The sequence below is a fragment of the Rhizobium yanglingense genome (assembly GCF_977109285.1).
Window position 1 is genome coordinate 910,338 of record NZ_CDSAWY010000005.1, and the last position, 12,879, is coordinate 923,216.

The 12,879-nt window shown below is 58.1% G+C and carries 13 protein-coding genes; 12 read left to right on the plus strand and 1 reads right to left on the minus strand.

Features of this window, described 5'->3' with window-relative positions:
• The first annotated feature begins 96 nt into the window (after nt 1-96).
• From ACW4PC_RS14035 to gyrB, 5 genes are all read left to right on the plus strand, one after another.
• The gene (locus tag ACW4PC_RS14035) at nt 97-798 is read left to right on the plus strand and encodes a Tim44/TimA family putative adaptor protein (RefSeq protein WP_028740146.1); all 702 of its coding nucleotides are present in this window, start codon (nt 97-99) and stop codon (nt 796-798) included.
• On the plus strand, nt 795-1,913 hold the full coding sequence (gene mltA / locus ACW4PC_RS14040) for a murein transglycosylase A (RefSeq protein WP_455874196.1): 1,119 nt from the start codon (nt 795-797) through the stop codon (nt 1,911-1,913). Before ACW4PC_RS14035 ends, mltA begins: the two co-directional genes overlap by 4 nt.
• Nucleotides 1,913-2,476: a Smr/MutS family protein gene (locus ACW4PC_RS14045; protein ID WP_455874197.1), complete on the plus strand. Its 564-nt coding sequence runs from the start codon at nt 1,913-1,915 to the stop codon at nt 2,474-2,476. Before mltA ends, ACW4PC_RS14045 begins: the two co-directional genes overlap by 1 nt.
• Nucleotides 2,473-2,850 (plus strand): helix-turn-helix domain-containing protein, encoded by a 378-nt coding sequence (locus tag ACW4PC_RS14050; protein ID WP_455874198.1) that lies wholly within the window; start codon nt 2,473-2,475, stop codon nt 2,848-2,850. The genes ACW4PC_RS14045 and ACW4PC_RS14050 overlap by 4 nt, the downstream gene beginning before the upstream one ends.
• Nucleotides 2,851-2,983: 133 nt before the next feature.
• Nucleotides 2,984-5,419, plus strand: a complete 2,436-nt coding sequence (gene gyrB, locus ACW4PC_RS14055; RefSeq protein WP_455874199.1) for a DNA topoisomerase (ATP-hydrolyzing) subunit B — start codon at nt 2,984-2,986, stop codon at nt 5,417-5,419.
• Nucleotides 5,420-5,472: 53 nt separating this feature from the next.
• Here gyrB and ACW4PC_RS14060 read toward each other — a convergent pair whose 3' ends face one another.
• Nucleotides 5,473-6,066, minus strand: coding sequence for a nitroreductase family protein (locus ACW4PC_RS14060; protein WP_455874200.1), 594 nt, complete (start codon nt 6,064-6,066; stop codon nt 5,473-5,475).
• A gap of 232 nt (nt 6,067-6,298) precedes the next feature.
• Here ACW4PC_RS14060 and ACW4PC_RS14065 point away from each other — a divergent pair, with 232 nt between their 5' ends.
• From ACW4PC_RS14065 to trpA, 7 genes are all read left to right on the plus strand, one after another.
• On the plus strand, nt 6,299-7,141 hold the full coding sequence (locus ACW4PC_RS14065; protein ID WP_039843406.1) for a fumarylacetoacetate hydrolase family protein: 843 nt from the start codon (nt 6,299-6,301) through the stop codon (nt 7,139-7,141).
• A gap of 206 nt (nt 7,142-7,347) precedes the next feature.
• Nucleotides 7,348-8,619, plus strand: coding sequence for a polyhydroxyalkanoate depolymerase (locus ACW4PC_RS14070; RefSeq protein WP_455874201.1), 1,272 nt, complete (start codon nt 7,348-7,350; stop codon nt 8,617-8,619).
• Nucleotides 8,620-8,763: 144 nt separating this feature from the next.
• Nucleotides 8,764-9,198 carry a DUF2852 domain-containing protein gene (locus ACW4PC_RS14075; protein WP_455874202.1) on the plus strand — a complete coding sequence of 145 codons (435 nt, stop codon included), beginning with the start codon at nt 8,764-8,766 and terminating at the stop codon, nt 9,196-9,198.
• Between the two features lie 88 nt (nt 9,199-9,286).
• Nucleotides 9,287-10,051: a M48 family metallopeptidase gene (locus tag ACW4PC_RS14080; RefSeq protein ID WP_074070100.1), complete on the plus strand. Its 765-nt coding sequence runs from the start codon at nt 9,287-9,289 to the stop codon at nt 10,049-10,051.
• Nucleotides 10,052-10,127: 76 nt separating this feature from the next.
• A complete protein-coding gene (locus ACW4PC_RS14085) occupies nt 10,128-10,796 on the plus strand; it encodes a phosphoribosylanthranilate isomerase (protein ID WP_455874203.1) in 669 nt (222 codons plus the stop codon).
• Nucleotides 10,797-10,798: 2 nt separating this feature from the next.
• A complete protein-coding gene (trpB, locus tag ACW4PC_RS14090; protein WP_455874204.1) occupies nt 10,799-12,019 on the plus strand; it encodes a tryptophan synthase subunit beta in 1,221 nt (406 codons plus the stop codon).
• A gap of 3 nt (nt 12,020-12,022) precedes the next feature.
• The gene (trpA, locus tag ACW4PC_RS14095; RefSeq protein WP_455874205.1) at nt 12,023-12,862 is read left to right on the plus strand and encodes a tryptophan synthase subunit alpha; all 840 of its coding nucleotides are present in this window, start codon (nt 12,023-12,025) and stop codon (nt 12,860-12,862) included.
• Nucleotides 12,863-12,879: the final 17 nt, after the last annotated feature.

Below are 12,879 nucleotides of genomic sequence, written 5' to 3' on the forward strand. Positions count from 1 at the left end.
AATGGCAATCGCAAGATTGCGGCTATTTGAATCATCTGTCTATGCGGACTATATGGGAGTACAAATCATAGATGTTAACGGTGGCTGCGGCACGATATGAGTTCAAACGACTTCATCACTTTGTTTTTCCTTGTGGCGGCGGTGCTGATTTTTTTCCAGCTCCGCAGTGTTCTGGGACGCCGCACGGGAAATGAGAAGCCGCCGCGCGATCTCTTTACGCCGCGCGATGCCGCCGGTCCTGAGCATTCCGATGCCGGCAAGGTCGTGACGCTTCCGCGCCGCGATACGCCTGCAGAAGAAGAAGGCCGCTTTGCAGTGGTCGACGCTTTTGCGCCCCCCGGTACGCCGCTCAATGAGCCTCTCCGTGCGCTCAGTAAAGCCGACCCATCCTTCGCACCTAAGGAATTTTTGAACGGCGCGAAGATGGCTTACGAAATGATCGTCATGGCTTATGCCGACGGTGACAGAAAGACGTTGAAGAATCTTTTGTCCCGCGAGGTCTATGAAGGTTTTGATGCGGCCATCGCAGATCGCGAGGCCAAGGGCGAGAAAGTGAAATCCACCTTTGTCGGCATCGATAAGGCGGACATCACCCAGGTGGAAGTCAAAGGCAGCGAGGCACAGATTACGATCCGTATCGCCAGCCAGCTGATCTCCGCGACCTACGACAAAGCTGACAAGCTGATAGAAGGCGATGTCGAGAACGTTGCCGAAGTCAACGACATCTGGACCTTTGCCCGCGATACGCGATCGCGCGATCCCAATTGGAAACTCGTGGCAACCGAATCGGAAACATGAGTGACTATAAAGCGGGCTTCGTTCTGCAAGCTGTCGGTTTCGATGAACTCAAGGGCTGGAGGGATGATGATCCCTCCAGCCTTTTTGAAGTCATGGCAGCGTGCCGCCGCCAAATTACCGGCACGAAACCCTACCGCACCGGATCGCTCGGCCTGAGCACCGACGATCTTTTGCCTCTGCTCGACGCAGCCCGAAATGCGAAACCCGCATCTGCTTCTGAAGCCCGATCCTTCTTCGAGCAGAACTGTCGGCCGTTTTTTGTCAGAAAACTGGACGGCAGCCGGGGTTTCGTTACCGCTTTTTACGAACCGGAAATCGCCGTTTCCGACAAGCTCGATTCTACTTATCGCTTCCCGTTCTACCGGCGACCCGATGATCTGATCGACCTCGACAATAGCAACCGCCCCGTAGGCCTCGATTCATCCTATGCCTTTGGTCGCCTCCGGGATGGAGAGATAAGCGCCTATCCCGACCGGCAGGCCATCGACCAAGGCTTCCTCGACGGTCGAGGCCTTGAAATCGCCTGGGCGAAATCCAAGGTCGATGTCTTCTTCGTGCATGTGCAGGGCGCGGCGCGACTGCGCTACCCGGATGGACGGACGGCGCGTATCACATATACGGCAAAGGCCGGGCATCCTTTCTCCGCCATCGGCAAGCTGTTGGTCGATCGCGGCGAAATCGACCGTGCGAACATTTCCATGCAGTCGATTCGCGCCTGGCTCGCAGCGCATCCAGAGCAGGTCGATGATGTTCTCTGGCACAATCGATCCTATATTTTCTTCCGCGAGGCGCCGGTTGCCGCTTCTAAAGCTGGACCAGTTGCTGCAGCGAAAGTGCCGTTATTCGCCGGACGGTCGCTTGCCGTCGACCGCCTGATACATACCTTCGGTTTTCCCTTCTTCATCCGTTCCGAAAGCCTGACCCATCTTGATAAGGGTAGGCCGTTCCAGCGTTTGATGCTTGCCTTGGACACTGGCTCCGCGATCGTCGGTCCTGCGCGTGGCGATATTTTTACGGGTTCCGGCGATGAAGCGGGCGAATTGGCGGGTACGGTGCGCAACGACGCGGACTTTGCCATCCTCATTCCGAACGCTGCGGCTGGAAGGTTCGGCTGATGACGAGAGACCGCAAGCTCAGCACGGACGAGCGAATTCTATGGGGCAAGGTTGCGCGCAGTACGCGGCCGCTCGCCGGCAAGAAGGGCGAGTTTACTGAACTCGATGCCTTTCTTGTGGAAACCGAAGCCGAGGTCGGGAATGCCGTACAGAAATCGTCTGCGGACACGGAAATGCAAGCTGCAGCGCTGCCCGCGGCAGCGAAGCAGCCTTCCGGCACCCACCATCCACTGGAGCGGCCGGTCAAACGCAAGATCGCCAAAGGCAGGCTGGCACTAGAGGCGCGTATCGATCTCCACGGCCTCGTGCAAAGCCAAGCCCATGTCATGCTTCTCGATTTCCTCATCCGCGCGCATGAGCGTGGCATGCGGCATGTGCTGGTGATCACCGGCAAGGGCAGTTCGATGGGGAGCGAAGGTGCGTTGAAACGGGCTGTACCGCTCTGGTTTTCGAAGCCGGAATTCCGCTATCTGATCTCGTCTTACGAAGCGGCTGCGCACCACCACGGCGGCGAGGGCGCGCTTTATATCCGGCTCTCCCGGCGGCAGGGGGACAGGTCATGACGCCGTTCGGCGAAGCTGTTCGAAGGCTTCGGGCGCGCAAAGGCGTGTCGCAGAAGCAGATGGCAGCGGCGCTCAACGTCTCGCCTGCCTATCTCTCCGCACTCGAACATGGAAAACGCGGCTTGCCGACCTTCGACCTGCTTCAGCGGATCGCCGGCTATTTCAACATCATCTGGGATGAAGCTGAGGAACTCTTCCTGCTCGCCCGCGCATCGGACCCACGCGTGGTGATTGATACCGCAGGTCTCCCCCCCGAATATACGGCTTTTGCCAATCGTTTGGCGGGCCGGATTCGCCACCTTGACAGTGCAGCTTTGGCCGAGCTCGCGGCTACGCTTGAAAATCTCGGCAAAGCTGACGGAAAAGCGTCATAATCCCCTGCTTTATGCCGGATTCCCAGGCTCTGCCATTGGGAATGGCGTCCAAAAACCCTATATTCCGAAATGAAAAAGGCCGGTGATTCGCAAGGCTCTCCGGGCTCCTGCAACAGGGAAATTCAAAGACAGCATGACCGATATACCAGCGACGGAAAACGGCGTTAACACCGAATATGGCGCGGATTCCATCAAGGTCCTCAAGGGACTTGATGCCGTGCGTAAGCGCCCCGGCATGTATATCGGTGACACCGACGACGGTTCCGGCCTGCATCACATGGTTTATGAAGTCGTCGACAACGCAATTGACGAGGCGTTGGCCGGTCATGCCGACATCGTCACAGTCACGCTCAACCCCGACGGCTCGGTCACCGTGACCGACAACGGCCGCGGAATTCCAACGGATATACACACCGGCGAAGGTGTGTCCGCAGCCGAAGTCATCATGACGCAGCTTCATGCGGGCGGTAAGTTCGACCAGAATTCCTACAAAGTATCCGGCGGCTTGCATGGCGTCGGCGTCTCGGTCGTCAACGCGCTTTCGGTCTGGCTGAAACTGAAGATCCGCCGGCAGGGTAAGATTCATGAAATGAGCTTCACGCATGGCGTTGCCGATGCGCCGCTCAAGGTGACGGGTGACGCGGGCAGTGACACAGGCACGGAAGTCAGCTTCATGCCGAGCACCGGAACCTTCACGATGACGGACTTCGATTACGGCACGCTGGAGCACCGTCTTCGCGAGCTTGCCTTCTTGAATTCCGGTGTCCGCATTTTGCTGACAGACAAGCGACATTCGGACATCAAGCAGGAAGAAATGCGTTATGACGGCGGCCTAGAGGCCTTCGTTTCCTATCTCGATCGTGCCAAGAAACCTCTGGTCGACAAGCCAGTCTCTATCCGCGGCGAAAAGGATGGAATTACCGTCGAAGTCGCAATGTGGTGGAACGACAGCTATCATGAAAATGTGCTCTGCTTTACCAACAATATTCCACAACGCGACGGCGGCACGCATATGGCCGGCTTCCGCGCCGCGCTGACGCGCCAAGTTGTGTCCTATGCCGATAGCTCCGGTATTACCAAGAAGGAGAAAGTCACACTCCAGGGCGAAGACTGCCGCGAGGGCCTGACGGCTGTCCTTTCGGTGAAGGTGCCGGATCCGAAGTTCTCGTCGCAGACGAAGGACAAGCTGGTTTCCTCGGAAGTTCGTCCGGTCGTCGAAAGCCTCGTCAATGAGGCGCTCAGCACATGGTTTGAAGAGCATCCGAGCGAGGCCAAGGTGCTCGTCGGCAAGGTCGTAGAAGCCGCCGCGGCCCGCGAAGCGGCTCGTAAGGCCCGCGAACTGACGCGCCGCAAAGGTGCGCTCGATATCGCCTCGCTGCCCGGCAAGCTCGCCGATTGCTCCGAGCGTGACCCTGCGAAGTCTGAAGTCTTCCTCGTCGAGGGTGACTCCGCGGGCGGCTCTGCAAAACAGGGACGTTCCCGTGAAAACCAGGCGATCCTGCCTCTGCGAGGCAAGATTCTCAATGTCGAGCGTGCCCGCTTCGACAAGATGCTCTCCAGCCAGGAAATCGGCACGTTGATTACCGCGCTCGGCACGGGCATCGGCAAGGACGAGTTCAGCGCCGACAAGCTTCGCTACCACAAGATCATCATCATGACGGATGCCGACGTCGACGGTGCCCACATCCGCACGCTTCTGCTGACATTCTTCTTCCGTCAGATGCCGGAGCTGATCGAGCGCGGCCATCTCTACATCGCCCAGCCGCCGCTCTACAAGGTTTCGCGCGGCAAGTCCGTTCAGTACGTGAAAGACGAAAAGGCGCTAGAAGATTATCTGATCGGCCAGGGCCTTGAGGATGCGGCGCTGAGGCTGGCAAGCGGCGAAGTCCGCACCGGTCAGGATCTGCGCGAAGTTATCCTCGATGCATTGCGCCTGCGTGCGTTGCTCGAAAACCTGCATTCCCGTTACAATCGCGCTGTCGTTGAGCAGGCGGCAATCGCCGGGGCACTCAACGCCGAAGCGGTTAGCGATCGTGCCAGGGCCGAACAGCTCGCCACTGATGTCGCCAAGCGACTAGACATCATCGCCGAGGAAACCGAGCGCGGCTGGGAAGGCGGCCTGACCAGCGAAGGCGGGTTGCGGCTTGAGCGAATGGTGCGCGGCGTCAAGGAAGTCGTCGTGCTCGACATGGCGCTGATTGGATCGCAGGATTCGCGACACATCGATCAGCTCTCGTCGCGCCTCAAAGAAATCTACCAGAGCCCACCGGCGCTTTCGCGCCGCGACGGAGATACCGAGATTTCCGGTCCCCGCGCTCTGCTAGATGCAATTTTTGCCAGCGGCCGCAAGGGACTGACGATGCAGCGCTACAAGGGCCTTGGCGAAATGAATGCCGAGCAGCTCTGGGAGACGACGCTGGACCCGAACGCCCGTTCGCTGCTACAGGTCAAGGTAAACGACGCGACGGATGCCGATGGCCTTTTCGCCCGGCTGATGGGCGACGAAGTCGAGCCGCGCCGCGAGTTCATACAGGATAACGCGCTCAGCGTTGCTAATCTCGATATCTGATTGATTTCTTGTACAAAAAGGCGCGTTCATGGCGCCTTTTTCTTTCCACAGAATCAATTAGCAATGAATTTTCCGTTGAAAGCCACCTCCGCAAGCGGCATGCGCTGGCTTGGCACTTCGCGTGCCTGGTTGCGCTCTGACAGAACGCTCTTGTCGCCAAGGCGGCCGATGGCTATTCCGGCCTCGACGCGATAGCCTTCCGGAATGGCGAAGGCTAGCCTGATTTCATCGTGTTTGATTCCGCCCATGCCATGGGCGTAGAAGCCTGAAAAGCGTGCCTGCAAGGCGAGATGCCCCCACGAGGCACCAGCGTCGAACGAATGCGTATAGCGCGGTTTGTTCTCCGAGAAAGCGCCACTGAAACTGCGTGAGACAACAAAGATCAGCGCGCAAGAATTCTTTGCCCATTCCTGGTTCGATTCGACGAGCAGGCTAAGATGCTTCTCGAAATGTTCCGTGCCCTTAAGGGCGTAGATGAAGCGCCAAGGCTGCTGGTTGCCGGAAGATGGCGCCCAATGAGCTGCGTCAAGGATCGTCAGCAATTGCTCTTCGGCTATGATTTCGCCGGTGAAGGCACGCGGCGACCAGCGATCGAGAAACATCGCATCGATCGGATATTCGGATGTGCGGCTATTGGCTTCGGTCATCTTGTTTCCGGATAGTGGTTGAGGGGCTGGAGCGAATGATATTGCCTGCCAATAGAACTTTGCAAGCAAACCCGTTGCCGCAGATGCTTCTCCCTTCATTCAATCCGGCGCGCCAATTCAGTCCGACGAAATTTTTAACAATGCGTACCGCTTCAGCAAAAAGCCGTAATGACACGCTTAGTCGACTGGTCCATAGGTGATGGTAGTCCGTTTTCGATGAGGAGGAGATTTTATGAAGCTGATGCGCGTTGGCGAACCGGGTCGTGAAAAACCGGCGCTACTCGATTCCGATGGCAAGATCCGCGACCTTTCGGCGCATGTTTCCGACGTCGCTGGCGAGGCGATTTCGCCGGCCGGCCTGGCAAAAATCGCAGCGCTCGACGCGAAAAGCCTCCCGGAATTGGCTCCGGGCCGCATTGGTGCCTGTGTTGCAGGCACGGGCAAATTCATCTGTATTGGCCTGAATTTCTCTGATCACGCTGCCGAAACTGGCGCAACAGTTCCGCCGGAACCAATCATTTTCATGAAGGCCACCTCCGCGATCGTCGGTCCCAACGATAACGTCGTCATCCCGCGTGGTTCCGAAAAGACTGATTGGGAGGTCGAGCTCGGCGTTGTGATCGGAAAGACCGCCAAATATGTCACCGAGGCCGAAGCGCTGGACTACGTTGCCGGCTATTGCGTCTCCAATGATGTCTCGGAGCGCGCATTCCAGACGGAACGCTCCGGGCAGTGGACGAAGGGCAAATCCTGCGACACCTTTGGCCCAATTGGGCCATGGCTCGTTACCAAGGACGAGATCGCCGACCCGCAGAATCTCGGCATGTGGCTGAAGGTCAACGGCCAGACGATGCAGAACGGCTCGTCGAGGACGATGGTCTATGGGGTCGCTTATCTGGTCTCTTATCTCAGCCAGTTCATGTCGCTGCAGCCTGGCGATGTTATTTCCACCGGTACGCCGCCGGGCGTGGGCATGGGTTTGAAGCCGCCGCGTTACCTGAAGGCCGGCGATGTCGTCGAACTTGGAATCGAGGGCCTCGGCACGCAGAAGCAGACCTTTGTCGCGGATCGCTGAAGCTGTCCGACATTTAATAATTGTGAGTGTATCGTTTGCCGGGGATCACTTTTCCCGGCATTTCTTTTTTGCGATGCGGATGCCTGTGTTGCTATGCAACAAACAAGCCTGTTACTCTCAATTGAAGTGCCCGCAAACGATGGAAAGAAGTAGATGGCCTGCCTGACGGCGCTGTCCTTTCCGGCAAAAGAAAGGTGGCGCAACTCATGTTTTATCAGCTCTACGAATTGAACCACGCAGCGATGGCGCCGTTCCGCGCTGCCGCTGATGCGATGCGGCTTGTTTATGCCAATCCGCTTAATCCTTTTTCGCAGACGCCGTTTGGCCGCACGATCGCCGCAAGTCTCGAGATGTTCGAGCGGACGACGCGCCGCTACGGCAAGCCGGAGTTCGGACTGAAGGAAACGGTCGTCGGCGACAGCAAGGTCGCAGTGCGTGAAGAGATCGTCTGGTCGCGTGCTTTCTGCAATCTTCTGCATTTTGCGCGCAACACGCCTTCCGGCCACCGCGATCCCCGAATCTTAATCGTTGCACCGATGTCCGGTCACTATGCAACGCTGCTTCGCGGTACGGTCGAAGCGCTGCTTCCGAGCGCCGATATCTACATCACCGACTGGGTCGATGCCCGCATGGTGCCGATGACGGACGGCACCTTCGATTTCGATGACTATGTCGATTATGTCATCGAGATGCTGCATTTTCTCGGCCCCGACACACACGTCATTGCCGTATGTCAGCCCTCCGTGCCCGTGCTGGCCGCCGCCGCCGTCATGGAAGAGGCAAACGACCCGTTGTCACCATCGTCGATGACACTGATGGGCGGACCGATCGATACTCGCATCAATCCGACAGCGGTCAATAAACTCGCAGAAGAGAGACCGCTGACGTGGTTTGCCGAAAACGTCATCATGAATGTGCCATGGCCACAACCAGGCTTCATGCGCCCGGTCTATCCGGGTTTCCTGCAGCTCTCGGGTTTCATGTCGATGAACCTCGACCGGCACGTGGTCGCACACAAGGAGTTCTTCATGCATCTCGTGAAGAACGACGGTGAGCCTGAAAAGCACCGTGATTTCTACGACGAGTATCTTGCCGTGATGGACCTGACCGCGGAATTCTACCTGCAAACGGTCGATCAGGTGTTCATGAAGCACTCCCTGCCGAAGGGCGAGTTGATTCATCGTGGCAGGCGCGTCGATCCGGCCGCAATCCGCAATGTCGCGCTCCTGACAGTGGAGGGCGAGAACGACGACATCTCCGGTGTGGGCCAGACGAAGGCGGCGCAGACGATCTGTGTCAACATCCCCGACGACATGCGCATGCACTACCTTCAGCCCGACGTCGGCCACTACGGCGTCTTCAACGGATCACGCTTCCGCCGCGAGATCGCGCCGCGTATCGTCAACTTCGTCCGCGAGCACTCTCGATCTGGAAAACTCAGCGTAAAGCGCGTCATCAGGGGCGGCAAATCCGCCTGAGTTAGAGGATGCTGATTTAATCCTGCCTGTTCAAGGTCTTGTCCGATTTCGCGGGCAATCGTCTTGAAGGGTTGGCTGGCGGTAACCACATCGATTTTCAGCGTTCGGTATTCTGCCGGGCGCAGAAAGCGAGGATACCGCACGATGAACCAGTCAGCATTGCTTCGCCCGGATTGGACTCCGGCTACCGTTGCGTTGATGGTGCTCGGCTTCGTGGTCTTCTGGCCTCTGGGCCTGGCCATGCTTGCCTATATCATCTTCGGCGAGCGCCTTCGCGGTTTCAAGCGCGAAGCGAATAACGCGACTGACGGCTTTTTTGCCGGCTGCCGCCGTTCGCATGGCCGCTACCGCCCGCATTTTTCGACCGGCAACGTCGCCTTTGACGATTGGCGGAAGGCCGAGCTTGACCGCCTCGAGGAAGAGCGCCGTAAGCTCGATGAAATGCGCGAGGAATTCGATACCTATATGCGCGAGCTTCGTCGCGCCAAGGATCAGGAAGAATTCGACCGTTTCATGCGCGACCGAAAGAATGCAAAGCGCGATGACAATGGCCCGGTTGCCGAATTTCAGACGCCTTAACGTGTCAGTAGATGATCAGCAGACCGGCATCAGCGATGCCGGTTTTTCTTTGCCCGGATTTGTTGCGAATCGTATAGAAAAAGCGCTTATGTTTCCGCTCCTCTCCAAGCCGCGACGAACTGCGGCACGAAAACCTGCCCCGCCCGAAACGCGGACGCTGGACGTCGCAGGCAGGCTGATGCCGCTCACGATCAAGCAGCATGATCGCGCAACCCGTATTACGCTGCGCATCGAGCCCGGCGGCAGGGCGCTGAAAATGACGGTTCCGAAGGGCCTTGCGCAGCGCGAGGTCAACGCCTTCCTCGACCGTCATCAGGGATGGCTGTTGACGAAACTGGCAAAGTTCTCCGTCGACAATACCCTTCACGATGGCGGCGAGATCCTAGTGCGCGGCATCAAGCACCGGATCGAACATACCGGCAGTCTGCGCGGCCTCACCGAGGCTGTCATGGTCGGCGACCGGCATGTGCTGAAGGTCAGTGGTCTACCGGAACATCTTGGCCGCCGGATCGCAACCTTTCTGAAGAAGGAGGCGCGCTCTGACCTCGTGCGGCTCGCGCACTTCCACGCGCGTTCGATCAAGGCGCCGATCAAGTCGATTTCCATGAAAGACACGCGCAGCCGTTGGGGTTCATGCTCGTCGGAGGGAAATTTGAGCTTTTCCTGGCGCGTCGTCATGGCGCCGGCCTCGGTGATCGATTATCTCGCGGCCCACGAAGTGGCGCATCTGAGGGAAATGAATCACGGCCCGCATTTCTGGGCGCTTTGCCAAAAGCTCTGCCCGCATATGGAAGATGCGAAATCCTGGTTGAAACGCTACGGAAGCCAGCTTCACGCAATCGACTTTGATTGAGCGTTTAGCCGCGGTAAATTAAGCCTTAGTCGCAAATTGGCTCGACTCTTTTGCCTTTTCGTGTCACTTCGCTGCCATGAAACCCGATATCAAAATCTGCGGCCTGAAGAGCGCTGAAGCGATCGAGCGCGCGGTGTATCGCGGCGCGAACCATATCGGTTTTATCTTCTTCGAGAAAAGTCCTCGTTATATCGAGCCGGACGTTGCCGGAAAGCTTGCCGATGCTGTCCGCGGCAAAGCCAAGATCGTCGCCGTCACGGTCGATCCGACTAATGACGAACTCGATGAAATCGTTGCGCTTTTGAAGCCGGACATGATCCAGCTTCACGGCAACGAGAGCCCGGAACGCGTCTTGACGATAAAGGCTGTCTATGGTCTCGCGATCATGAAGGTCTTCTCTGTTCGCAGCGCCGATGATCTGAAGCGGGTTGAGGCTTATATTGGGATAGCCGACCGGTTTCTCTTCGACGCCAAGGCGCCGAAGGGGTCGGAATTGCCGGGCGGCAACGGGGTTTCCTTCGATTGGAGCCTGCTCGGCCAGCTTGACGATAGCGTGGATTACATGCTTTCCGGTGGGCTGAACAAGGACAACATCGCCGAAGCGCTGACGATCACCAAGGCGCCGGGCATAGACGTATCCTCCGGCGTCGAAAGTGCACCCGGCGTGAAGAGCGTTGCCATGATCGATGATTTTTTCGATGCGGTCGAGAAGGCTTGCGAGCCTGAAACGGTCTCAGGGAGTTGAGAGTGAACCAGACGCTAAAACCGAATTCCTTCCGTTCCGGTCCCGATGAGGATGGTCGTTTCGGCATCTATGGTGGCCGTTTCGTCGCCGAAACGCTGATGCCGCTGATCCTCGATTTGCAGGAGGAATGGAACAAGGCGAAGGACGATCTCGAATTCCAGGCGGAATTGAAACATCTTGGCAGCCACTACATCGGCCGCCCGAGTCCGCTTTATTTCGCTGAGCGCCTGACTGCCGAGCTTGGCGGCGCGAAGATCTATTTCAAGCGCGAAGAGCTGAACCACACGGGTTCGCACAAGATCAACAACTGCATCGGCCAGATCCTGCTTGCCAAGCGCATGGGCAAAACGCGCATCATCGCTGAGACCGGTGCGGGCCAGCATGGGGTTGCCTCTGCAACGGTCGCCGCCCGCTTTGGCCTTCCCTGCGTCGTCTATATGGGCGCGACGGATGTCGAGCGCCAGGCGCCGAACGTTTTCCGCATGAAGCTGCTTGGTGCCGAGGTGAAGCCGGTAACGGCAGGTCACGGCACGCTGAAGGATGCGATGAACGAAGCCCTGCGCGACTGGGTCACCAATGTCGATGACACCTACTATCTGATCGGCACCGCAGCTGGCCCGCATCCCTATCCGGAAATGGTTCGCGATTTTCAGGCGGTCATCGGCACGGAAGCCAAGGAGCAGATGCTGGAAGCCGAAGGACGACTGCCGGATCTTGTCATCGCTGCGGTTGGCGGCGGTTCGAATGCAATCGGCATCTTCCATCCGTTCCTGGATGACGAAGGCGTAAAGATCGTCGGCGTCGAAGCCGGCGGCAAGGGTCTGCAAGGCGATGAGCATTGCGCTTCGATCACGGCCGGCTCGCCGGGCGTTCTTCACGGCAATCGCACGTATCTGCTCCAGGACGGCGATGGTCAGATCAAGGAGGGCCATTCTATTTCGGCCGGCCTCGATTATCCCGGCATCGGCCCCGAGCATTCCTATCTGAACGATATTGGCCGCGTCGAATACGTGCCGATCATGGATCACGAGGCGCTCGATGCCTTCCAGACGCTGACCCGCCTCGAGGGCATCATTCCGGCGCTTGAGCCGTCGCATGCGCTGGCCGAAGTCATCAAGCGCGCGCCGAAAATGGGCAAGGACGAGATTATCCTGATGAACCTCTCCGGCCGCGGCGACAAGGACATCTTCACCGTCGGCAAGATTCTGGGAATGGGTGTGTAAGTCATGACCGCACGTATGGATAAACGCTTTGCCGATCTGAAGGCTGAAGGCCGCCCGGCGCTCGTGACCTATTTCATGGGCGGCGACCCCGACTACGAGACCTCGCTCGGCATCATGAAGGCCTTGCCGGAAGCCGGTTCTGATGTCATCGAACTCGGCATGCCGTTCTCCGATCCGATGGCCGATGGCCCGGCAATCCAGATGGCTGGCCAGCGCGCGCTAAAGGGCGGACAGACGCTTAAGAAGACGCTGCAGCTGGCAGCCGATTTCCGTAAGAGTGACAACGCGACGCCGATCGTGATGATGGGCTATTACAATCCCATCTACATCTACGGCGTCGAGAAGTTCCTGGACGATGCGCTCGCATCAGGCATCGATGGCTTGATCGTCGTCGATCTTCCGCCGGAAATGGATGACGAGCTTTGCATTCCAGCGATCAGGAAGGGCATCAATTTCATCCGTCTGGCAACGCCGACGACCGATGACAAGCGCCTTCCGACAGTGTTGAAGAACACGTCTGGCTTTGTCTACTACGTTTCGATGAACGGCATCACCGGTTCGGCTCTGCCTGATCCATCGCTGGTCTCCGGGGCCGTGAAGCGCATCAAGCAGCATACAAATCTGCCCGTTTGCGTCGGTTTTGGCGTCAAGACTGCCGATCACGCCAAGGTCATCGGCAGCTCCGCCGATGGCGTCGTGGTTGGTACGGCCATCGTCAATCAGGTGGCGACAAGCCTGAGCAGCGAAGGAAAGGCCACAGCAGATACAGTCCAGGCCGTGGCCACCCTCGTTCGCGGTCTTTCATCCGGAACGCGTTCGGCGCGCCTTGTTGCTGCCGAATAGTGTCCCCACATTGGCTG